Source organism: Chryseobacterium sp. MP_3.2 (genome assembly GCF_035984805.1).
Taxonomy (GTDB): domain Bacteria; phylum Bacteroidota; class Bacteroidia; order Flavobacteriales; family Weeksellaceae; genus Kaistella.
Genome location: NZ_JAXCHW010000001.1, coordinates 494,095 through 517,589, shown reverse-complemented (window position 1 = coordinate 517,589; position 23,495 = coordinate 494,095). Strand labels below are relative to the sequence as shown.

Sequence of the window (23,495 nt, the reverse complement as noted above, 5' to 3'; positions counted from 1 at the left end):
ATTAGTCTAATTTCCAGATTGTTTTTAACATTTCATAATAATCATGTTCAGATTCTGACACCTCTTCATCAGCTTTAATGAGTGTTTTTGCAAATTTTTTGAAAGACATTCTCTCTTCTTTCGTAGAGTCATCTAAGAAACATTGCGCGTGAAATTCAAAATGCGTTTTCCAATCTTCTGGTTTAAGCATGGCGATGATATCCAGTTCGTCATCCAAATTCATTTTAAATGGAAATTCGTCGGCTAAATATTGCTGAATAAGCATTCCTTCTTCTGGAGAAAATTCTTCGTCCACGGCTGATAAAATCATCAATAGGTGATACCCTGCAATTGATTTATTTGATTTTTTTTGATACATTATCTTTTATTTTTAAGTTTTATATAGTCCTCTGCAGATCTTTTATCTGTTATTTTCCCCTTTTCTAAAGTAAGTACAAATGGATTACTTCTCGCTATTGTTTTAATGGCAGTTCCATCCATCATAGCGTTTTCAATGGTTTTAAAAGTGGTGGGTAAGGTAGAAACGCCTAAGGTAAGCACGCCTTGTTCGGCCTTAATTGCGGCCTCTGTTTTCGCTAATAACTCTTGATCTACAAGTTCTGGATGGTAGACAAAAATGAGGACTGCTTTTGGTGCAGCTAAAATTTTGTCAGTCAAGTCATTTCCTTCCAGACTTTCTGGTTTAAATTTAGAAATCTCAGAGGCATAACCTTCTTTTACCATTTTTGAAGCAGTCTTGCCTTCTTCAATTTTCCAGGGCGAATCTTCTTCCCAGTATTTTTTTTCGTTGACGTAATCATCTTGATTCACTTCTAAAACTTCTCCAGTCTTAGCATTTTTCATGGAATAATAGGTCTTGTAAGAAGAGGGGTTTTTTTCAATTTTCGCTTTCTCCGCATTAAGATCAGTTCCAATTTTATAATCCCGAAAATCAATGAGGGGTTCATGCATAATTCCGTACCCAATAATTGTCGCCATTGCAACCACGAAAACGGTCAAGATTACAAATTTTGAGGAATTTTTATGCTGCAGGATATTAAATTCATTTCGATATAAAAACCAGATGATCACTAATCCCACGAGTAATATAATATCTTTTGTAAAGCTTTGCCAAGGAGTAAACGTGATGGCATCCCCGAAACATCCACAATCTGTAACTTTGTTAAAATAAGCCGAATAAAAAGTGAGAAACGCAAAAAATATGCAGAGTGCAATGAGCGCGTACAACGTATTTTCCAATCTTATTCTAAGCAAAAGCATAAATCCTAGAATCAATTCTACCGCCACTACAAATATGGCGATCGGTAAAGCAATATTTTCTAAAAACGGAATATTAAAAACGGAAGGGGAGAAGTATTCTTCTAATTTGAAGGAAAATCCAACCACATCTACACCTTTCACAAAGCCAGAAACTATGAATATGACTCCAACAATAATTCTTAATATTAATTTCATAAAGCTTTGGTTATCCGTGGATTAAAAAATTAGTTTTTAAAGACTGTTTTTTTGATGTATTAAATCAAAGTGGGTTTGAAATGACTTTTTTCTTCCGAAAATTTGATGAGGCAGAATACCGCATAATTCAGCATGTCAAAATAATTGGCATCAATACCTTCAGACACTAAAGTTGCACCAGCATTGTCTTCAATTTGTTTCGTCCGCAGTACTTTCTGATAAATTAAATCCGTGATAGAAGAAATGCGCATGTCTCGCCAAGCTTCTCCATAATCGTGATTTTTTTTGTCCATGAGCGCTTTTGCTTCAGCAGCGAATCGATCATACAAATCTATAATTTCTTCTTTATCCTGATTGAAATCGTCTGCAAAACCTTTCTCTAGCTGAATTAGCCCAATGATAGAGTAGTTCACAATGGCAATAAAGTTTTCCTCTTCAGACTCGCCAACTTTGGAAGTTCCTGATATTTGAAAGTTCCGCAAACTTCTCACTTTGATAAGAATTTGATCTGTTAAAGACGGTGTGCGCAAAACGCGAAAGGAAGCACCGTAATCCGTGAGTTTTTTACGGAATAATTCTCGGCATTCACTGATGATTTGATCAAATTGTTTTGATGTTTTCTGCATAAAATTTCTAAACTTCTCAAAGATAACAATTTTGCTTGAGAGTTTCTTCTGCATGCGCCTTTAAAACGTATTTTTGTGTAATGAATCAGGAAAAAAAACTTGCTCAAGCCTTGTATTTTCACTCAATCAATTGCCGTGGAAAAATTTTGGATCTTTCTACGCCAAAAGTGATGGGGATTCTTAATATCACGCCAGATTCTTTTTCAGATGGAGGCCGATTTTTTGAGGTAAATAAAGCGCTTCATCAGGTGGAAAAAATGGTGAAAGAAGGTGCTGCAATTATTGATATAGGTGCACAATCTACGCGACCAAATGCAGAATTCTTAACGGCGAAAGAAGAAATTACTCGTCTTGGAAAATTAATTTCAAACGTAAAAAAAGAATTTTCGGAAATATTGATTTCCATAGACACTTTTTATAGCGAGGTGGTGAGATTTGGTTTTGAGGAAGGAATTGATATGATCAATGATATTTCGGGTGGGAATTTTGATAAGCAAATGTTTCAAACGGTAGCAGAAGTGGAACTTCCCTACATTTTAATGCACGTTAATCCAACTTACGATTCCATGCACGATAAATTGATTTCGGAAGAATTAATTTTGAAAATTAATTATTATTTCTCCGTAAAATTGAAGGAGTTATTTGCGCTCGGAGTAAAAGATGTTATTTTAGATCCCGGATTTGGCTTTGGAAAAACAGTGGAGCAGCAGTTTCAGATGATTGATGAATTTCAGTTTTTCGGGTTTGGAAAGCAACCTTTGTTAGCCGGGATTTCCCGAAAATCTTTTATTTACAAATCTTTAGGAAAACTTCCCACAGAAATCAATGTAGAAACTCAAAAATTTCACCTTCAACTTTTGGAAAAAGGGGCGAGAATTTTACGGGTGCATGATGTGGCGGAAACTAAAAAAGTGGTGGATGAATTTCTAAAACTCTAATTTTCTACCAAGTAGTTGATTAAGCAGCTTTTTACGATTTATTATTAATTTAAACTAGATAATTTGTCAGCATATTCCTTTGAAAACTGCGTACGATCTTCTTCAAGTTTTTCAATATTGATTGGTAAAATATAGGTGAACAAAATCTTTTCTTCTTCATCCAGAAAAATCATTTCCTTTTCTTCGCCATCAATCATCTGCGCAAAAATTTCCCACATGAAACAGTCTTTCATTTTCAATAATTCAAAAAATTGGGCTGCTTTTATCTGAATTGTTTTCATCTTTAAAATCCTAAAAAGTTGAGTTTAAGTTGAATGGCGAAATTGTCTTTGAAAACATCCGTGGAATAATGTCCAACGCGGTAGAAAAAGCCTAAATTAAAGGGACTGCCCAAAAAGTTATTACTTTCTAAACCAATTTCTTGGTACAAATGATCCAACTTTTGAAATTCGAAATTATGGAATTCTGGATTTTTCATGTCGCCCGTAATTCCTCGGTAAATTAAATCGAAACTGGAGATTTGTTTTCCGAATGTTCTAAAATAATAGGGAATTCGATGCGTAAAATAGTATCCGAAAAATTTATCATTGTAATATTTTCCACCTTCCATCGTCGCAAAACCAAGGTAAGAAGTTAAGTTATAATTCAGCGAATTATCTCCACCTGCTAAACCATTCATGGTGAAATTATGCCAAATCGGGGTTTCGCCCGTTGTGATTCCAGCATAAGCACGAACGCCAGTAACGCCCAATTTTGTTTTGAAATTGTGGAGTGCTAAAACATCAAACTTGCTGTAGTTTAAATCGCCTCCAAAAGTTTTTAAACCCTGCTCATAATTGAAATAAAACTCCGGATAATTTTGTTCATAGGTGAATTTTCCGGATGGCGTCATGATGTTTTTAGAGGTGGGCGAATATTTCAAGGTAATCTTAGTTGCAAAGTTGTCAAATTGAGAACCTAAGTTCATAAAGTTGTAATTAAATTTTGCGGTTTCCTGATCTCTTTTGGCAGAAACATTAACGGTGAATGTGTTTGTCAAATCATTTTCATAAGAGACTTTAAAACCTTGATAAGCGTAGAAAACATCATTTTTCAGATCTACTCCAGAATTCATAATTTTCATCTTAAAATTCCAAAGATTTTCACTAAATCTTCCGGCTGCTACTACGTCATTATAATATTCTGCACGGAAAAAGGAGTTTTTCTTTAGTGTGGTTTTTACGTCAACACCAGCGCCAAATTTCCAGGTGTGATCTTTAAACCCATACGCGAAATAGGCATCGGGGGATATGTAGCGGTTGAATTTTTCATTTAATTTACCTGCCGCGCCTAAGCGAAGACCTTCATACTGATTGTAGCTGATAATTTTTGAGGCATCAAAATCTACCATTCCAACGCGAAGATTGCCTTTAATTAAACCCGTGAAAATATTTAATTTCTGATCTAATTTGTATTTTTTTCCTACACTGTCAATCTTTTCGTAGGTCATTAATTCTCTTTGGGTCAAAGGATCTGTGCGAAACTGATCGAGTAAACTTCCATCAGAATTCTGAACTTCCATGGTGTAGCCAGAGAAATCTTTTTTCTTAACCTCAACTGGTGTTTGAACATCAAAATAATTGGCCGTTATAAAAATATAATTCCCGAATTTCTTGCGCGTATCTCTCTCTTGTTTCGTCAAATTTTTGTCATCTTCTTTCTGCCCAAATGCGGTACTTCCCATTTTAATTTTGAGGTTTTCTTTGCTAAGAAACCATTTATTTTCTACAGGCATCCAAATACTTGTAATAGAGCCTTCGCTCCTTTTTTTGCTATTACTTTCTATCTTTTTTAAGCCATACGTAGCGGCGTCCACATAGATATATCCATTAAATCTGCGTTTACTCCCTTCCGCCTTGTAATCAACCTGCCGGAATCTAATGACGTAATTTTTTCTTCCTTCTATTTCAATGGAGTCAGTGAGGAAGAACCGGTAAAGTGCTCTATTTTCTTCTTGAATTTCTCTAGGAATTTTGTTCCGGTTTGAGCGTAAAGTCATCATTTCATAAACGGGTTGCTGCAAACCAGAAACTCTATTGTCTAAAACGATAATTTTCTCCCCATACAGCTTAGAATAGGTGAATTCCGAAGCTCGTTCCCAAAGAAAAAGCTTACTGTCCGCCATTAATTTCATCACATTTACACTTTCCAAAGAATCTTTCTTTTTCTTTTCAGACAGATCTGAAGCTGGAAGTAATTTTAAAGAATCTAAATTTTTCTGAAGAAAAACATTATAGTTCATAATGCTGTCTTCATCGATGTCTAAAGCTATTTTATCGTATGATTTAAAGGAGTAAGAATCTAAACTCTGGGGAGAATTATCTTTAAAGTTATCATTCACTTTTCTCAAAATTTCCAAAGCTAAGGGATCACTTTTATCGTTGATCACCACCGCTTCAATCGACTGTGTTTTCGGATCGGTCTTAGTTAAGGTAACCTCCATCACTTTGTCTGTCACGGCGTCATCTTGATAATAACCGGCAGCTTCTACATTAACGTCTTTGCATCTTGTGCGAAATTGCAAAACTCCTAAAGCATTTGTCTTACCAAGTAATTTGTCATTACAAGAAATTGTTGCGCCTGCGATTGGCGTTCTTTCACCTGCTTTTAAAACGGTGATTTTGGACTGTGCAGATATCGAAAAAATGAAGAGGAGCAAAAGGAAAGCGCTAATTTTTTTCATAGCTACAAAAGTATTCAAAAAAAAGCGATTTTGTAGATGAATTTATTGAATGGATTCCATGACTAAAATGCGTTAAAAAGATGAAAACATTTAATGAAATTGAGTTCAAAACGAGTGTTTTTTAGCAAGAGAATTAGGTAATTGCAACCAGATTTAATACGCTAAGAAATTCGGCTCCACTTATTTTTCCCTTTGTATTGCTTCACATAATACGTTCTCAACGCTAGATTTTCTGGAGCTTCTAACTTGGGATCTTGTTTGAGGAGAAATTCAACGGCTTTTTTCGCAACTTTTAAAATATCGCCATCCGTAACTAAACTCAATTTTTTAAAATCGATGACACCACTTTGCTGTGTACCCAAAATATCACCTGGACCACGAAGTTCCATATCAACTTCAGAAATTTTGAAGCCATCATTGGTTTTTGTCATTGTTTTCAAACGGGTTCGGCTTTCTTTTGATAGTTTGTCGGAACTCATTAAGATGCAATAGCTCTGTTCCCCGCCACGACCAACTCTACCACGAAGTTGATGAAGTTGAGAGAGTCCGAACCGTTCCGCACTTTCAATAATCATCACCGAGGCATTGGGCACATTCACGCCCACTTCTATCACTGTAGTTGCAACCATTATTTCTGCTTTACCCGAGGCGAAAAATTTCATGGCAGCTCCTTTTTCATCAGGTTTCATGCGACCGTGAAGCATGATTGGCGTTTTATCGTCGAAGAATTGTGTAATATGAACAAAATTCTCCATGAGATTTTTGTAATCTAAAGTCTCCGATTCTTCAATTAAAGGATAAACGAAATAGATCTGTCGCCCTTTTTCTATCTCATCTTTAGCAAAGCGGAAAACGCTCAAACGGTCCTTTTCTCTGCGATGAGCAGTAATAATAGGTTTTCTGCCAATAGGCAATTCATCAATAACTGAAACATCTAAATCACTATAAAAACTCATGGCCAAAGTTCGCGGAATCGGTGTTGCCGTCATGACTAAAATATGAGGTGGAATTCTATTTTTCGCCCATAATTTTGCGCGTTGAGCTACACCAAATCGATGTTGCTCGTCTATAATTGCCAAGCCAAGATTTTTAAATTGGACGATGTCTTCTAATACCGCGTGTGTTCCAATTAATATAGAAAGTTCACCACTTAAAAGTTCCTCGTGAATAGTTTTACGATTGGCTGTTTTCGTAGACCCAGTCAATAATTTTACGGTAACGTTTGTATTTTCAAGCAATTCTGAAATACCGGCAAAATGCTGTTGCGCCAGAATTTCTGTGGGTGCCATAATGCAACTTTGAAAACCATTGTCTTTCGCAATTAACATGGCTAAAAGCGCAACCATTGTTTTTCCGGAACCTACATCGCCCTGCAAGAGGCGGTTCATCTGAATCGGCTTTTTCATATCTGTACGAATTTCCTTTAATACTCTTTTTTGAGCATTGGTTAATTCGAAAGGAATGCAGTTATTATAAAAGTTTTTAAAATCGTCTCCAATTTTCTGAAAAGGATTTCCGAGAACAGAAGATTTGTGGTGCTGCTTTTTCAAAGCATATCCTAGTTGAAAAAAGTACGCTTCTTCAAATTTTATGCGGCGGTTGGCATGCTCGTAATGGCCGAAATCTTTGGGAAAATGAATATGATAAAATGCATGAATTCTGTTGATGAGTTTCAATTTCTTAGTCAAAGAGTGGGGGAGATTTTCTTCCATCAAAGAAGGTAGATTTTTAGTAATCTCCATTAAAACTGTTTGAAAAAACTTGTTATTTAATCCTCGCTTTGATAATTTTTCGCTACCTGGATAAATGGGCGAAAGGGAGCCAGACAGGGCTTTCCTTTCATCGATTTCTATTTCTGGATGCGCCATGGATAGTATTCCATTGAAAGCATTGATTTTCCCAAAAATAAAAATTTCCCTATTGAGGGGCAATTGTTCTTTCATCCACTTGCTGTAGCGGAACCAAACCAAATCCAAGGTTCCAGAATCATCCCGAAACTTGGCAGTTAATCTTTTTTGACCAGCGCCATAACCAATTTCCTGAACATCCGATATTTTTCCTTTTAATTGAATTTCAGCTTCTTGATCCTCCCTTAAATCGCCAATAGCATGGATTTTACTTTTATCAATGTAGCGTAAAGGGTAGAAGGTTAGGAAATCTTCCACGGTGTTCAGTCCCAAAACACTGCGTATAAATTTAGCGCGTTCTGGACCAATTCCTTTTAAAAATTCTATGGAAGTATCTAAGGTCAAGGGTGAAATTTCGTTTAAGAGCGAATGTCGGTAAAATAAAAAAGACTTCCAAATAATCGTTTTGAAAGTCTTTCTATTTGAAATAAAAAGGTGCTAGTTTTTTATTTTTGATCTGTATTTTTTTTGATAGATTTCCCACTTTTCCTTGGTGTCAATTAGCTTGTATTCTTCTTGAGAAAGTAAAGTTAAATAAGGTTCTAATTCTTTTGCAGTGAGAGCGCCTTGCAACATGGTAATAGGTTGATTGTTTAGATCTAGAAATACGATAGCTGGAACAGCGTTGACGTTCATGTATTTGGTAAACTCATGCATTGCATTCTTCTTTTTTCCTGAAACAAAATCAGGATTAGAGAAAGTACGCCCGAAAATAGAAATTGTTTCAGAATTTTCCGCATTAAATTTCACGGCGTAATAATTATCATTGATGGACTTGGAAATTTCTGGGTGGTTGTAGGTTTTTTTCTCCATGATTTTGCAAGGTCCACACCAGTCCGCGTAAAAGTCTATGAGTATTTTTTTGGGCTGTGTTTTTTGAGCGTTCATTGCTTCTTCCATAGTCATCCAATTTGTTTGGGAAAAAACAGAAGAAAATACAAAGAAAGAAAGCAGTATTAATAATTTGTTCATGAAGTATAGATATCTTTTCAGACGATTTGTTAAACGCAAGCATATTCGCGCAGGTTATTTCACGCCTTGCATCAATTTCTTGACCAAAGGTGAAATGGCGATTAATATTAAACCTGCAATCACGGCGTAAAGTCCTAGATCTTTGTACCCAGAAGTGTAGGCTTCTAATTTTTCTAGGTTTGAGGAATTTTCTCTTGCCGTTGCCATATTTGCGCCTATTAATCCTGCTACATATTGTCCATAAGCTGAAGCGAGAAACCACATTCCCATCATCATTCCCTGTAATTTCTGAGTCGAAAGTTTCGTCATGATGGACAATCCAATAGGAGAGAGACACATTTCACCAAGCGTAATGATTAAAAGTGCGATGGTAAATAAACTTAAAGACGTAACACCTGCAGCATTTGCAAAAAACTTCGTGGCGAAAATCGCATAAAATCCTAATCCTAAAAAAATAAAACCTAAACCGAATTTGATAATCGTATTCGGTTCCAGTTTCTTTTTACTTAACCAAATCCAAAGCAGTCCAATAGGAACTGCAACCAGTAGAACGAAGAATGCACCGCCAGAATTATTAACGCCATTTGGATCTAAACCAAGCAAGTCATTATTTAAATTATGGGCAGCAAAAATACTGAGGGAACCGCCGCTTTGTTCATAAATACCCCAAAATATAATGGAAAATACAATAAAAATAAGGGCTGCGTAGAGTTTACTTCTTTCTATTTTGTTCACTTTAGACATTTCATAAAAGAGATAAATCAAGGTTAAAGGTCCGACGGTGTACATGAAATAATCCGTGTATTCTGTTTTCGCGACCATTACCATAATCATTGGGACAAAAATTAGGGAAAGTATATAAACGCCATATTCTTTCCATTTTTCTAAGTCAACCAAGCTTCCGTCTGCTAATGTTTTCTGTGGTGGTAAACCAATGGGACCTAATGATCTTTGCGTAAAAACAAAATTAATTAAACTGATCACCATCACCACTGCGGCTAAGCCAAAAGCAACATTCCAACGGAGACTTTCGGGAATCAGATTTGATAATAATTCGCCTTTCCCAATGGCTATACAAAGATATCCGCCTAATAATGCACCGAGATTAATTCCCGCATAAAAGAGGGAAAAACCAGCATCTGTACGATTGTCATCTGACTTATAAAGTTTGCCGACCATGGTAGAAATATTGGGTTTAAAGAAACCTGTACCTACCACCGTAAAAGCAATTCCTAAAAAGAAGAAATCATGAGGATTAGCAGCCAAGATTAAGCTCCCAACAATCATCAAAATTCCACCCCAAAAAAGAGATTTTCTGAATCCTAATATTTTATCGGCAAACAAACCTCCGACAAAGGTAAAGGCGTACACAAAAGCTTGCGTAGCTCCATATTGTAAATTCGCCTCTTTTTCATCCAGTTGCAGTTGAGAAATCATGAAGAAAACCAACATTCCGCGCATTCCGTAAAAACAAAAACGCTCCCACATTTCTGAAAAGAAAAGGGACCAAATTTGTTTTGGATATTTCCCCTTAAAATTTTGTATTTGATCGAGGGTAAGACTCATATTGGAAGAATTTAAGTGTAATAGAAATTTGCAGTGGTAAAATTTAAAATAATAAATGTTATTTTCCCATTGCCCCAACGAAAATAGAAAAAACCACCGAATAATCGGTGGTTTCCTCTTTATTTTAATTTTTGAAATTAGTTTACTCCGTGCATTTTCTTTTCTAACCAACGGCTCATTGCAAACAAAATAACAGCTGCAATACCACACATTACGATAAATACTAAGAAGAAATCAAAGAGATCTGTAATTTGGAATCCAAGGAAACTTGTTGTTTTAGCTCCTTGACCGTCTTCTCCGCTTCCTGGAATCAGAGCAGATAATGTTCCTGCAAATTTATTCGCAGCAGCATTTGCCAAGAACCAAGTTCCCATCAATAAAGATGAAAAACGAAGTGGTGATAATTTTGAAACCATTGAAAGTCCAATTGGAGACAAGCAAAGTTCTCCCATTGTGTGAATTACATAAAGTGCGATTAACCAGAACATGGAAACTTTATCCAAAGCTCCTAATCCATAAACTGCAAAAGCGATTACTACATAACCTAAAGCTACTAAAGCCAAACCAATTGCCATTTTCTTCGGCGAAGATGGTTCTTTGCCTCTGTTTCCTAAGTTTAACCAAAGGGAAGAGAATAAAGGCGCTAATAAAATAATGGCCAATGGATTTACCGATTGGAAATAACTTGCCGGCATTTCCCACCCGAATATGGTTCGATCAGTTTGTCTATCCGCAAAGATTGTTAGCGATGCTCCGGCTTGCTCAAAGGCTCCCCAGAAGAAGATCACAAAGAAGGCTAGAATGAAGATGACCATAATACGGTCTCGTTCTTCTTTGGATAAGCCTTTATCTGTTAAAACCAGCAACGGCATTAAAATCATAGCTCCATAAATTAAATAACCGATGATATCTAAATCACTTTTAAACATAGTTTTAAAGTTCATGAAAAAGAAAATCATCCCAATTGCACCTACAACCATTGCAAACTGGGCGATTCCAAATTTATTGGTAGGCAGTCCGATTGGTTCATTATTTTCATCAACCAATAGTTTATTTTTTTGAACCATGAAGGTGATTAAACCGATGATCATACCAATTCCAGCCGCTAAAAAGCCCCATTTAAAATCAACTTTTTCTGCTAACGTTCCTGCAATTAGTGGTGCGAAAAAGGCTCCTAAGTTAATTCCCATGTAAAAAATAGTGAAAGCTGAATCTACTCTTCGGTCGCCTTTTGGATACAATTGACCAACCATGGTAGATATATTTGGTTTAAAGAAACCATTACCAATGATCAACATGGTAAGACCTACCCACATTAATGTGATGGCATTTGTTCCAGACGTGGAAGCTGAAAAGAACATGAAGAACTGACCAATTGCCATTAAAACTCCTCCGATTTCAATACTCCGCCTATTTCCTAAGAATCTGTCTGATAAATAACCTCCCAAAAGAGGTGTTAGATAAACAAGACCAGTATAACTTCCGTATATTTCAGAAGCTTCTGCATCTCCCATTAAGAGCATTTTGGTCATGTACAATACGAAGATCGCACGCATTCCGTAATACGAGAAACGTTCCCACATTTCGGTCATAAATAAGAGATAGAGTCCTCTTGGATGGCCTTTCTGCACTGGTGTGTCCATAAATTTTTAGGTGTTAATTATTTGTTAAGATTAGCAAATATAGTTTTTTTTGCGTTTTTACAAAGACAATTTATAATTATAAAAGAAAAAAACCGCAGAATAATACTGCGGTTTCTATTTACTATGATTTAAAGGAATTTAGTTAATGTCCTTTTTCTTTCATAATTCGGTTAAGTCTTTTCAACATGGATAGCCCAAGAACAGTTGCAAAAATGAGTAATCCAAAATTGACTAAGAAATAATTAGTCTTATTTTCATAGTCGTACCAAGTGCTCGCAAGAATTCCAGATAATTTATTGCCCACCGAATTGGCAAGGAAAAATCCACCCATCATTAATGCCGTAATTCGCACTGGGGAAAGTTTCGAGACGAAGGAAAGTCCCATTGGGGAGAGACAAAGTTCCCCAATTGTTATGACGCCATAACTGGCAACCAACCACCACGGTGAAACTTTGATGGCACCGTTTTGTCCCGCCTGAACCGCTAAAACCATGACTAAACAGGAAATTGCAGAGATAAAAAGTCCAATTATAATTTTTGATGGAGTATTAGGCTCTTTCTTCCTGCGCCTTAGCAACATCCAAATTCCCACGATAATTGGTGTGAGTACAATAACCCAAAACGGATTAATGGATTGAAAGAGTTCTGTATTGTAGAGAAACAATTCGCTCTCTGTACCCGACTCTAATTTTGTCCTATTTTCTGGCGTAATATTCTTGAAATAAACATCTTTACCTTGCGTTTTGATGGTTTCTTTATTATCATCTTTCGTGGCTCTAAATTGATCATCAAAGACAGCGACTTCCTTATTTTCATAAGATAATCCTTCTACCATGTAAATGGATTCCAAAGGTTTTTCTAAAGCTGGAGACACACTTCGGTCCGTATAGTAATTTGCCCACCTGGTTAACGCAGTTCCATTTTGCTTGAAAACTGCCCAGAAAAACATTGAAATTAGAAAGATCGAAAGCAAAGCTCCGATGGACGGTTTTTCCTCTGGTTTCGCCTTGAAATAGAGCGAAACATAGAAATAAATAACAGGAATTGTGGCGAAGATGAAAGCGTCTGTAGAATCACTTCCAATTAAATTTCCCGGAATAAACCAACCGATTACCCCGGCAATAATGGCAGGAACAAAAACCTTTAATAAGATCTCCGAAAGTTTCGTGTCTCCTTCCTGACTTTCTTTCATAATAGCGGCATGTCTGTAATGTTTCAGCCCGATGGTGAAGATTACTAAACCAAGCAACATTCCAACTCCAGCGGTGATAAAAGCTTCACCCCAACCGAATTTATTTCGCATAAATGCGGCGATAATGTTGCAGATAAAAGCTCCAATATTAATTCCCATATAGAAAATATTGTAACCAGAATCTTTGTTTTCTTTATATGGATCTTCGCTGTAAAGGTTTCCTAAAAGCGTTGAAATGGTAGGTTTAAAGAAGCCATTACCAATAATTATTAATCCTAAAGAACTATAGAACATCGTCATGTCTTTAAAAAGTCCCATTCCAATATAACCAGCAGCCATTAAAATTCCACCTAAATATATGGACTTGATGTATCCTAAAACACGATCAGCCAAAAATCCACCAATAAATGGAGTTAAATAAGTTAAGGCGATGTAAGTTCCAAAAATATCGTCGGCATTTTTATCGGTAATACCCAATCCTCCTCCAATTCCTTGTGGTTCAATAAGATATAAAACAAAAATACCTAAGATCAGATAATATCCGAAACGCTCCCACATTTCCGTAAAAAATAGATACGGTAATCCTTTCGGATGCTTACTGGTCGATTTTTCCATAAATTTTAATTTTCTCAAAAATAGGATTTTTAATTGAATACCAAAATCATTCTATCCATTTACGAAATTCTGCGGTGGAAGAAGCGCTTGTTATGAGTTTCGATTTTAAATTTTTCAGCTTGAGGGAAAGTCAATCACCAAAATAAGGTTCGATCTTTTCGATAAAATTGATGTTTACGATTTCTCCGCGATTAATTTGGAAAAATATTTTAGGATCTAATTCTTCAGCTAAATCGGAAAGTTTATACCGAAATTCATGTTCCTTCCCGAAATCGTCTATCGCAATTAATTTCCCTGAATTAGAAAGGACTGCAACGGTTTTCTCGATATTTAAAATTTGAATTTCTGTGGAATTTCTGATAACAATTCGTTCTTTATACTGCTTTGGCCTTTTCTGAAGTAATTCGGAAATGACGCTCCAATCTGGATTTTTAATAGCAGGTTTTAAAGTTTCAAATTTCTTCATCGCTTGAGAAAATCGCTCATAATTGATAGGTTTTAAGAGATAAGCGATTCCGTTCACCTCAAAAGCATCCTGATGAAAATTATTGTAAGCGGTGGCAAAAATTATAGGAGAAGTGATGATGTTTTCTTTTAATAAGGAAAAAACATTTCCACCTAAAAGTTCGATATCGCTGAAAACTAAATCAACCTGACCATTTTTCTCAATCCATTCCTGGGTTTTTTCTTTGCTTTTTAAATGCGCCAAAATTCGACTTCTGCGGGATTTTTCTTCACCAAGCCAGAAAGTACGCTCAAATTATTAAAAAGAAAATGTGGCTCTAAATTTTTTTTGTAAGATTTTGAACTGAAGAATTTCCTTTTCTTTCTCGGTATTCTGAAGATTTATTTTAGTCTGTGCATTTTCTTCAAAATAAAAATAAGCCAAAGAAAGTCCGCTAATGTAAAGATGAAAAAGCACCGTCGTGAAAACAAAATTCCCTACCAACATATTAAAATCGGTGCCTAAATCATAAATAAGAAAACGCTGAACGGTGTAATAAATACTTTGCAAAATTGCATAAATTAGAATTGACAAAACAAAAGCAGAAGCAATTCTCGAAAATTTTCTCAAGTGTTTTTTGGAGGTAATTTTCCAAGCGATAATCGTACTTGCCAAAGAAATAATGCAGGAAATAATTCCGAAAATATGCGTCGGGATTTTGGAGAAATCAATGTCCCCAAATCTTTTCGTAATGTGCAAAATGTAGGTTTGAACCGTATTGACAATTAGGATAACAAGCAATACAAGCAGAGAATTGAGGATTATTTTATTGGTACTCATCATTGGAAAATCAAAAATGGGTATTTTTCCCGAAAGATCATACCCAATTTATATTTTATTTAGTTTCGGTCACAGAAAATCATTTACTTCGCCTTTTTCATTAAAGGTTTGGATTTTTGGATCTCTTTTTTCGTCCAAGTAAACCATTAATTTCGGTTGTCCATTTTTGTCGGCGATGAATAATCCTTGAGAATTTCCTTTTGTTTTCCCTAAAAAGAAAAGATTATTGCTCCCTTGATTTTTAGAAATTTCATGTAATTTTTCTTTTCGCAATTTTTCGTCAGTAATTTTTTCTGCGTCTTCGTAAGCTTTATTTCGAGCATCAATTCCCTCCAAACTTTTATAATCGTTGACGAAAAAACCACGCTGTGACATGATTTTATCGCCTTTGATCGATTCATCATTTAAGATCTGGAGAACTTGATCATCTCTGTACCGATCCATTGTGATGCACATTCCGTTCTCTATACTTCCATCCGCATTTTTCTTGGTTTCGTAAATTAAACCACCGCATTCATCGCCCAAATCATTGAAGAAAATCATTCCGGCTTGTCTTTCGCGTTTCTCCCAATCTTTTCCATTCATTCTTCCGGAATGTTGCAATTCTTTGTTAGAAATGACCATCCGAACCGTTCCATCTTTTTCGATGATGTTAATTCTTTTCACATTGGTTTTCGTCAAAATTTTCAATTTTTTGCTCCAAACGAAAGGAATTTAGAAGGGTGAAACCATTGCAATTATTCCGAAAAGAGCAATTCCTAACGGCATCTTAATAGTTATTTTCAGGATATTTTAATTTTGTTTTGTAATTCTTGTCTTAAACGCAAATATCCGGACACTTTTTTCTAATTGAATTTTAATTTAAGGGTTCTTGTTTTAACATATCTATTCCATGTTTTTCCAGGAATTTTGCTGGAGAAGTATAGTTTAGTCCTCCATGAATGCGACTAAAGTTATAGAAATTTCTGAAACGATCCATCGTTGCAATGAAATCTTTTTTATTTTCAAACTCAAACCTTTGGCAAACAGCACTTTCCATTATTGAATGATAACTTTCTATGTGGGCATTTTGCTGGGGTGTAGAGGGTTTTGTAAATTCCTGTACAATGTTTTTTTGAGCAAAATACTGCTGAACCTGATTCGCCACAAACTGGCTTCCATTGTCATTTCGCACGATGAAACTCGCGGGCATTTGGTATTGGGAAGTTATCTTTTCAAAAAGATTAATAACGTCTTCCTTTCTGATGCTGTGCGAGATATATTGCCCTAAATTCCACCTGCTAAAAACATCTAATACCGTAAGAATCATCACGTTGGATCTGCTTCCCTGGATGTATGCAAATTTAATATCGAACTCCAGAAAAGTGAAAGGATGCTCCACTTTTGGCACCAGATCTTTTACCCAATTTCGATTGAGCCTTTTCTGTTTATTTCGCTGAAATTTGAGTAGATTATTTTCTTTCATATTGCGGTAGGTTCTGTTGGATCCTATCATGTATTTCAAGTCTTTTTTAAGATAAATAAAGGTTTTATAATATCCATAATCTACAAATTCTCCAGAGAGCAAATTGATCATATCTTCGATAAGAATTTGCTCTGGCACCAACTGTTGATCTTTGTAGAAATGACTCGCCTTCCGCTTTCCTGCCTTTGTTCCCGTGGGTTTGTAGTAGTAAGAACTGCGCGGTAATTCCAGTATTTTCAATAGCGGTTTCAAAGGAATTTTTTGCTCTAAATAATCATCTAAAACCATTATTCTTTCCTCTTTAGAGATGCGTTTTTTTTTAATAGCGAATCCTTCACACGCAGAGCCAGTTCTTTTTCTGCTACCATCTTTTTCAACTCGCTGTTCTCAAGCTTCAACTGAGCCAGTTCGCGTTCCAGAGCAGTTTTCGCTCCACTGCCTAAACCTTCACTACCCAGTTCATCATATTTATTTTTCCAATTATAAATGGTGGCGGTAGATATATTAAACTCACGTGAAGTTTTGGAAACTCCATGTTCTTTTACATAAAGCAAAATCTCTTCTTTCTCGTTTTGCTTCCATTTTTTCTGATGTAAACTCATGACACAAATTTAAAGTTATTACTAATTTATGTGTCCAGAAATTAATCACGCTATTACCTTCTGATGTAAAGATATTTCAGTGTAATCGTATTTGAAAGCTTGATGAAGTGAGTTCAAGAAAATCGCAAATGAATCAGAGGAAAATTGAAATAGAAAGTTTTTACTAAAGTTTAAAAACTTATTTTGAAAGTGCTCTTCATAATTTTTTTTGAAAAATTTCCGGTTTATCGGTCCCGATATCTTTCACCCTTAGAACCGATGAAATATTAAAAAAAAACCACTCAAGTAATGAGTGGTTTAAATCCGTAATGAATAATATTTATAGATTTTTCAATAAAAAATCTGTCATTTTCTGATACAATTGAGGTCTTGTCTGTCCGCCGTAAATTCCGTGATTTTTATCCGGATAAGCCATGAATTCAAACTGTTTTTTGTTTTGAATTAAAGCTTCAGAAAACTCCATTGAGTTTTGAAAATGGACGTTATCATCTGCAGTTCCATGAATTAAAAGAAAATTCCCCTTTAATAATTGAGCGTAGGTTGTGGGTGAATTGTCATCATAACCTTTTGGATTTTCTTGCGGAGTTCTCATAAATCGTTCCGTATACACCGTATCGTAATATCTCCAATTGGTTACTGGTGCTACAGCAATTCCGGTTTTAAAAACGTCTGCGCCTTTAGTCAAGGCTAAACTCGCCATATAACCTCCGAAACTCCAGCCGAAAATTCCAATTCTGTCTTTATTGATGTAGGATTGTTTTCCGAACCATTTTGCCGCGGCAATTTGATCATCAATTTCATACTTTCCTAAATCCATGTAGGTCACTTTTTTGTAGTCAGTTCCTTTGTAACCAGTTCCACGACCGTCTACACAAGCAACAATATATCCTTTTTGCACCAAATGGTTGAACCAAATTGCGTTTCCACCATCCCACGAATTTGCAACTTGCTGAGAGCCAGGTCCAGAATATTGAAACATAAATAGCGGATATTTTTTATTGGGATCAAAATCTTTTGGCTTCATAATCCAAGCGTTCATTTGGTCGCCGGCTTCATTAGGAATTGTAAAAAATTCCTTCGTTACCATTTGATCAGCTTGTAATTTTTTCAATTGTTCTTCATTATTCTGAAGTTCTTTTAGCATTTTTCCAGAACCATCTTTTAAAACGAAAGTATTTGGCTTAGCTGCAGATGAACTGGTTTCAATATAATAATTGTAATTCTTGCTGAAGTTAGCACTGTTCGTGCCTGTTTTGGCGGAGAGCAAGGTCATTTTACCACTTTCTATATTGACTTTAGAAATTACACGGTTTGTACTTCCTCCCTCAGTGGTCTGAACTAAAACTTCTTTTGTTTTCGGGTTGTACCCATAATAATTAGTTACTTCCCAGTTTCCTTTGGTAATTTGCTTTTTCAGTTTTCCGTTTTGATCGTACCAATATAAATGGCGATTTCCATCTCGTTCTGCACCCCAAATAAAGGAATTGTCATCTAAAAATTCTAAGGTCACATTATCGGTATCAATCCATCTTTTGTCTGATTCTGTGAAAAGTTTGGTGATATTTCCGGTTTTGGTATTGACTTTTAAAACATCAGAAGCATTTTGAATTCGCTCGGAAGTAATTAAAATAATCTCATCCGCTTTTGCTGTTTTATAAACATTTGGGATATAATAATTTTTGAAGTTGCTCAGATTCAAAGTCATCGTTTTTCCTGAATCCAAGCGAAATAATTGAGCGGAAACTTCAGAATTTTTCTCCCCTGCTTTTGGATATTTAAATCGCATTTCCGAAGGGTAAAGTTGCTTGCCATAAATAGGAATTAACATTTCTGGAACTGCTGTTTCATTTGATTTCACAAATACAATGGCATCTGAATTTTTCGTCCATTCATACAATTGAGCATGTCCAAATTCTTCTTCATACACCCAATCCGCTAATCCGTTTAAGATTTGATTTTTCTTACCATCAGTGGTTATTTGCGTTATCTTCTCTGTTTGTAAATCTTGATAATACATGTTATTATCAGCAATGAAAGCAACTTTGCTTCCGTCTGGGGAAAAGGAAGGTTCCTGAACATAATTGCCTTTATTGAGGCTGATAATTTTACCAGATTTAAAATCTTTCACCTCAAATTTACCTAAAAAAGAGTGTCTGTAAATTGGCTCGCTCTCTTTTAAGAGCAGTATTTTTGATTCATCATCATTAAAAATGTAGGATTGAAATCTTCCAGTGACAATATCACCATCTTTTTGAGAGGTTTTGTAAGAATACTTAGAAATTCCGGTAGGCTCTATGACGGCATAATTTTCTCCATTTTTCAGAGAAGCAATTCCGGTAATTCCTTTTCCTCTGTAATATCCAGAATAAATTTTATCCAAAGTAATTTCTTGCGCGAGGAAACTGGCTGAAATTACAATAGATAATGACAAAAATATTTTTTTCATAGTAAGATTTTGATAATCTTTCAAAGATAGCAAAATTCTGAAAATTTCCTAAACATTGTCTAGTCCTCACTTGGCAATATTATTGATAGTACCCTTGCAACAAAATTAATTGAATTATGGAAACCAGTTCTCAAAACGAAAAATTAAGCAAATACACTTTAGAAAATAAAATTATTTATACAGGATTTGCAACTTACCAAGATGCAGAAAACTATGCGCAAAGTAATAATGGAAAATTGGCAGAAGTAGCCTTTACAGATGGAAATGATAATCCAGCAATTTCTTCGGAAGCCAACCTATTGGGGAGCAAAAAGCATTTTTTGGTGAAAGCTGGACCAGAATATCGATTTATACATTCCACAGACCCCGATTTTAGAGAGTATGCAGATCATTTACAAAAAAGACAATCTGATTTGGACAAATTAAGTCCAGAAGAAAAATACATTACCAATGCTGAAATAGAAGTAGCCGAAGATCCAATCATTGTCTTAAAAAATAATGAGTTCGAGTCTGTTACTTCCCGAGAAAGATCAAAATATTTGAAACAAGCAAATGTTTATGAAATAGCAGTGGTTTTACCAGCTGAGAACTAATATAAATTACATATCACAATAATATAATCCAGCTGAAAAGGTGGATTACTTTTTGTTTCCCTCTTTTTCTTGATGCGTGAATCCAATTAATTTGTGGGGCTTTTCTACTATTTTATAATGGTTAAGTTCTGCTTTTAATTCCGCAATTCTTTTCGGGAAATCATCTGAATTATTTCTGGAAACATCCACTAAAAATTGTGCTATTTGATCTAAATATTCATCTGTTAATTTGGTAGAAGCATCTTTATAAGCAGAATTTAAAAGTGCCGCATCCATATTAACTTCAATATTGCCCTCTTTTGAATAGCTATTTCTAATGCGTTTTTTTAGACTTTGCGTAAAATCCACGAGCATTGTATTACTGAAAGTTTTCATTTTAGCAGAAATGGGCTTCCAAAAAGGCAAATGATCTGCATCATTTTTCATCAAAATTTTCATTAAAAGAGAATCTTTTGCAAGATTTTCTGTCATGCAGTGCAATATCATTTGAGAACGCTCCACTAAATTAGGGGGAAATATAGGAATCATGACATCGAATCTCCCAGGTGCCAAAATTTCTTTATCAATGGACATAATTGTATTTGCAGAGCCCACCATTAAAATTTCTTCTGATTCAAAATGACCAATGTAATGTAAAATAATCTCTTTCGTTTCTTCATTGGCAGAGAGCACAGATTTCTCTTCACTTCTTGCCGTCATAATTTCATCAAAATCTTCTAAGAAAAGCAAGACTTTTTCATCCCGCATCATATTGATTAAAAAATCATTAAACGTAGTCTTAATACCATCCACAAAGGATGTTCCGAAATAAAATTTCTTAACTTCTTTAAAATTATATCCAATTATTTCTGCAATTTTATTTGCCCAAAAGATTTTGCCGCTTCCAGGTGGACCATATAAAATGATACCTGCAGGTTTGTGGATTCCCCATTCATGCAGCGGAAGTTGGTTCACAAAAGGTTCTAAAGTTTTGGAAACGTGAAAAAACAAATCCCGATATCCTATAAAATCGCGCTCTGCCAACTTGGTTTTATTTCCGAAGTAGTTGTAAACAAATTCATAGTTTCCGCCTAACTCATTATCAATGCCGTAGCTTGAAACAGATGATTTGTACAGGCCATTATCATAAACTACCGGTTTATTTTTTTTGATTATTTCGGCGACTTTTGCGGTTGGTTGGTTGATATGATCTGCTATATCTTCGATCGATTTTTTCTCTCCCAAATCTTTTTCATAGCGTTTCAAAAATGACACATTTTCCCGTGCAAATTTTTCGAAATCGGCTTTAATTTCAAAATTGGTCGCCATACATTCCGATAGTTCTAAATCGAAATCCTGAATAAATTTGATAAAACTTTCTGTGGAGATTTGAAGCTCTTTGGCAAGATCGGCTAATTTCATAAATGATATTTTAAAAAAAATAGAGGAGCAAAATCATGACCAAAAATGTAACTAAAATAAAGCGACTGAAATATTGATCTTAAAGAATGAAGAATACGTGATTATAAAATCATTAAAATAAAATAGCAAGAGAGAAAATAAGATCACTAAGATTCAGTTATTGCTCGAAACTTTCGAATTTACCATCTTCATAAAATAAAACAATACGTTTCACTTTAGAAGATTGATTTACAATTACTTGTGAGTTTTTTGAAGGTTCATATTGTTCTAATCGCTGAGAATCGCGTGAAATTTCTTTTTCAATCCTTCGTTCATGAATTTTGATTTCTGGTGCATCAGGTTTTGCAACTGAATCCTCCGACTCGGTAATTCCAAAGTTTTGATCGTCAATCAAGGAAAAAAGATCAGGCAGGGAAGTGGGTTTAACCTTTTCCGTGATCGGTTCAGGTTCGGAAGATATAATCATTTCGCCCACACCATTAATTAACCAATCCCATTGCAGCTCGGGGAAACGCTCTTTTATCTTAATAAGAAAATCTAAGGAAGGTTTATTTCTTCCAGAAGTAATGTGTGAAATATTGGATCGTTGAACTTCTATCTCATCTGCAAATTCTGAAGAGGAAAGTTCCGAATATTTGATGATGCTGGTAATTCTATCATTGAGATTCATGGTTACAAATGTAAATATAAAATTCACATCACTAAAATACAAATGTAAATATTTAACAACTTCTAATATTTACAAAAGTAAAACCAACACGTAATGTATTGGTTTTAAATATCTTATCTTATTTACAAATTTTAATTAATGTCTTGAATGATCGTCCTCATCTGGATTATATTTCAGTTTTCTATCCTTTGTATTCACGGGAAAGATAAGGGAGAAGAAAATACTCAATCCTAAAATACTAACAATTGCGATTAAAGAATGTGAAGTTGTAAAGCCCCATTCTTCCAAATAACTATGCAATAACATCTTCAAACCGATGAAAGTTAGAAGTACTGAAAGTCCAATTTTAAGAAATCTGAACTTATCAATAATTCCAGAAAGTAAAAAGAACATAGATCGTAAACCAATGATCGCAAAAATGTTGGAAAAGAAGACGATGTAAGGATCTTTCGTCACCGAGAAAATAGCTGGAATACTATCTACAGCAAAGATTAAATCCGTAGCCTCTATGATCAAAAGAACCAGAAAGAGAGGTGTTACTTTTCTCACTCCGTCAATGGTTACAAAAAATTTATTTCCTACAAAGTGATTGTGAACTTTTAAAAATTTACTCGCAAACCGGACAACTGGGTGATTTTGTGGATCAATCTTATCATCACCTTCTTTCTCAAAGAACATTTTTAAACCTGTAAACACCAGGAAAGCCCCGAAAACATACATAATCCAGTCAAACTTCTCTATAAGCGCAGCACCTAAGAAGATAAAGATAAACCTCATGACAATGGCGCCTAAAATCCCCCAAAAAAGGACGCGATGGTAATTTTTTTGAGCCACACCGAACGCCCCAAAAATCAATACCATTACAAAAATATTATCCACAGACAGGGCATATTCTACTACATAACCTGTGAGATATTCTAAACCAAGGTTTTGATTATAGAGTTGAATACTATTTGGAAGATCATTGGGTATAATTTTCACCGGATGATGATGCGAAGAAATAACCTCTTGCAGTTTTTCTAAACTGTCAATGCCGTGGAGTAGGTGACCGAAGGAGAGTAGTATAAAATAGAAACCCATGGAAAGGGCAACTACAAAAAAGCTCATTAATCCGGCTTGTTTCATAGAAACAGTCGAGGATTTTTTATTAAGAAGACCTAGATCAAGTGCTAAGATTAAAAGGATAAATGCTAGAAAACTTAAGAGGAAAATTGTTTCGCTTGTCATAAAAAAAATAATTGCAAATATACTTTATTAAAACATTTTAATCAAGTCTACAAATGTCTACAAATGTCAATAATTGATATATCAAAAATTTTACATGTTTATTTTAGTTTCCCATAAATGGGTAAAATTACTCTAAAAAACACTTAAAGTTAATTTAAAAATAATATTGA

General features: G+C 35.1%; 21 protein-coding genes. 2 read left to right on the top strand and 19 right to left on the bottom strand.

Features of this window, described 5'->3' with window-relative positions; all coding sequences use genetic code 11:
• Position 1: 1 nt before the first annotated feature.
• From RCH13_RS02440 to RCH13_RS02430, 3 genes are read right to left on the bottom strand one after another with little or no spacing between them, the layout of a single operon-like run.
• Positions 2–358, bottom strand: a complete 357-nt coding sequence (locus tag RCH13_RS02440; protein WP_326985615.1) for a tellurite resistance TerB family protein — start codon at positions 356–358, stop codon at positions 2–4.
• On the bottom strand, positions 358–1,455 hold the full coding sequence (locus tag RCH13_RS02435) for a BT_3928 family protein (protein WP_326985614.1): 1,098 nt from the start codon (positions 1,453–1,455) through the stop codon (positions 358–360). The genes RCH13_RS02440 and RCH13_RS02435 overlap by 1 nt, the downstream gene beginning before the upstream one ends.
• Positions 1,456–1,514: 59 nt before the next feature.
• Positions 1,515–2,081, bottom strand: a complete 567-nt coding sequence (locus RCH13_RS02430) for a DUF1599 domain-containing protein (RefSeq protein WP_326985965.1) — start codon at positions 2,079–2,081, stop codon at positions 1,515–1,517.
• Positions 2,082–2,161: 80 nt separating this feature from the next.
• Between RCH13_RS02430 and folP the strand changes: the two genes are divergently transcribed.
• Positions 2,162–3,019, top strand: coding sequence for a dihydropteroate synthase (gene folP, locus RCH13_RS02425; RefSeq protein ID WP_326985613.1), 858 nt, complete (start codon positions 2,162–2,164; stop codon positions 3,017–3,019).
• 44 nt (positions 3,020–3,063) lie between these two features.
• On the opposite strand, the gene RCH13_RS02420 is transcribed toward folP, so the two are convergent.
• The 13 genes from RCH13_RS02420 to RCH13_RS02360 all read right to left on the bottom strand — a co-directional run bounded on the left by RCH13_RS02420 (position 3,064) and on the right by RCH13_RS02360 (position 19,434).
• The gene (locus tag RCH13_RS02420) at positions 3,064–3,252 is read right to left on the bottom strand and encodes a hypothetical protein (RefSeq protein WP_326985612.1); all 189 of its coding nucleotides are present in this window, start codon (positions 3,250–3,252) and stop codon (positions 3,064–3,066) included.
• Between the two features lie 50 nt (positions 3,253–3,302).
• Positions 3,303–5,741 carry a DUF5686 family protein gene (locus RCH13_RS02415; RefSeq protein WP_326985611.1) on the bottom strand — a complete coding sequence of 813 codons (2,439 nt, stop codon included), beginning with the start codon at positions 5,739–5,741 and terminating at the stop codon, positions 3,303–3,305.
• Positions 5,742–5,902: 161 nt separating this feature from the next.
• Positions 5,903–7,993: an ATP-dependent DNA helicase RecG gene (gene recG, locus RCH13_RS02410; protein ID WP_326985610.1), complete on the bottom strand. Its 2,091-nt coding sequence runs from the start codon at positions 7,991–7,993 to the stop codon at positions 5,903–5,905.
• Positions 7,994–8,086: 93 nt separating this feature from the next.
• Positions 8,087–8,620, bottom strand: coding sequence for a thioredoxin family protein (locus RCH13_RS02405; RefSeq protein WP_326985609.1), 534 nt, complete (start codon positions 8,618–8,620; stop codon positions 8,087–8,089).
• Between the two features lie 54 nt (positions 8,621–8,674).
• The gene (locus tag RCH13_RS02400) at positions 8,675–10,186 is read right to left on the bottom strand and encodes a peptide MFS transporter (protein ID WP_326985608.1); all 1,512 of its coding nucleotides are present in this window, start codon (positions 10,184–10,186) and stop codon (positions 8,675–8,677) included.
• Between the two features lie 137 nt (positions 10,187–10,323).
• Positions 10,324–11,829 carry a peptide MFS transporter gene (locus RCH13_RS02395; RefSeq protein WP_326985607.1) on the bottom strand — a complete coding sequence of 502 codons (1,506 nt, stop codon included), beginning with the start codon at positions 11,827–11,829 and terminating at the stop codon, positions 10,324–10,326.
• A 142-nt stretch (positions 11,830–11,971) separates the two neighbouring features.
• Positions 11,972–13,636: a peptide MFS transporter gene (locus RCH13_RS02390; protein ID WP_326985606.1), complete on the bottom strand. Its 1,665-nt coding sequence runs from the start codon at positions 13,634–13,636 to the stop codon at positions 11,972–11,974.
• A gap of 130 nt (positions 13,637–13,766) precedes the next feature.
• On the bottom strand, positions 13,767–14,345 hold the full coding sequence (locus RCH13_RS02385) for a LytR/AlgR family response regulator transcription factor (protein ID WP_326985605.1): 579 nt from the start codon (positions 14,343–14,345) through the stop codon (positions 13,767–13,769).
• 54 nt (positions 14,346–14,399) lie between these two features.
• Positions 14,400–14,882: a hypothetical protein gene (locus tag RCH13_RS02380; RefSeq protein ID WP_326985604.1), complete on the bottom strand. Its 483-nt coding sequence runs from the start codon at positions 14,880–14,882 to the stop codon at positions 14,400–14,402.
• A 108-nt stretch (positions 14,883–14,990) separates the two neighbouring features.
• Positions 14,991–15,611 (bottom strand): hypothetical protein, encoded by a 621-nt coding sequence (locus tag RCH13_RS02375; RefSeq protein ID WP_326985603.1) that lies wholly within the window; start codon positions 15,609–15,611, stop codon positions 14,991–14,993.
• 166 nt (positions 15,612–15,777) lie between these two features.
• Entirely contained in the window at positions 15,778–16,674 is an 897-nt protein-coding gene (locus RCH13_RS02370; RefSeq protein WP_326985602.1) for a DDE-type integrase/transposase/recombinase, read from the bottom strand.
• Entirely contained in the window at positions 16,674–16,988 is a 315-nt protein-coding gene (locus RCH13_RS02365) for a transposase (protein WP_326985601.1), read from the bottom strand. Before RCH13_RS02365 ends, RCH13_RS02370 begins: the two co-directional genes overlap by 1 nt.
• A gap of 319 nt (positions 16,989–17,307) precedes the next feature.
• A complete protein-coding gene (locus tag RCH13_RS02360) occupies positions 17,308–19,434 on the bottom strand; it encodes a S9 family peptidase (protein ID WP_326985600.1) in 2,127 nt (708 codons plus the stop codon).
• Between the two features lie 116 nt (positions 19,435–19,550).
• On the opposite strand from RCH13_RS02360, the gene RCH13_RS02355 reads away from it, so the two are divergent.
• A complete protein-coding gene (locus RCH13_RS02355; protein WP_326985599.1) occupies positions 19,551–20,027 on the top strand; it encodes a hypothetical protein in 477 nt (158 codons plus the stop codon).
• Positions 20,028–20,072: 45 nt separating this feature from the next.
• On the opposite strand, the gene RCH13_RS02350 is transcribed toward RCH13_RS02355, so the two are convergent.
• The 3 genes from RCH13_RS02350 to RCH13_RS02340 all read right to left on the bottom strand — a co-directional run bounded on the left by RCH13_RS02350 (position 20,073) and on the right by RCH13_RS02340 (position 23,325).
• Entirely contained in the window at positions 20,073–21,428 is a 1,356-nt protein-coding gene (locus RCH13_RS02350) for an AAA family ATPase (RefSeq protein ID WP_326985598.1), read from the bottom strand.
• Between the two features lie 157 nt (positions 21,429–21,585).
• A complete protein-coding gene (locus tag RCH13_RS02345) occupies positions 21,586–22,098 on the bottom strand; it encodes a helix-turn-helix domain-containing protein (protein WP_326985597.1) in 513 nt (170 codons plus the stop codon).
• A gap of 135 nt (positions 22,099–22,233) precedes the next feature.
• Positions 22,234–23,325, bottom strand: a complete 1,092-nt coding sequence (locus RCH13_RS02340; RefSeq protein ID WP_326985596.1) for a TerC/Alx family metal homeostasis membrane protein — start codon at positions 23,323–23,325, stop codon at positions 22,234–22,236.
• Positions 23,326–23,495: the final 170 nt, after the last annotated feature.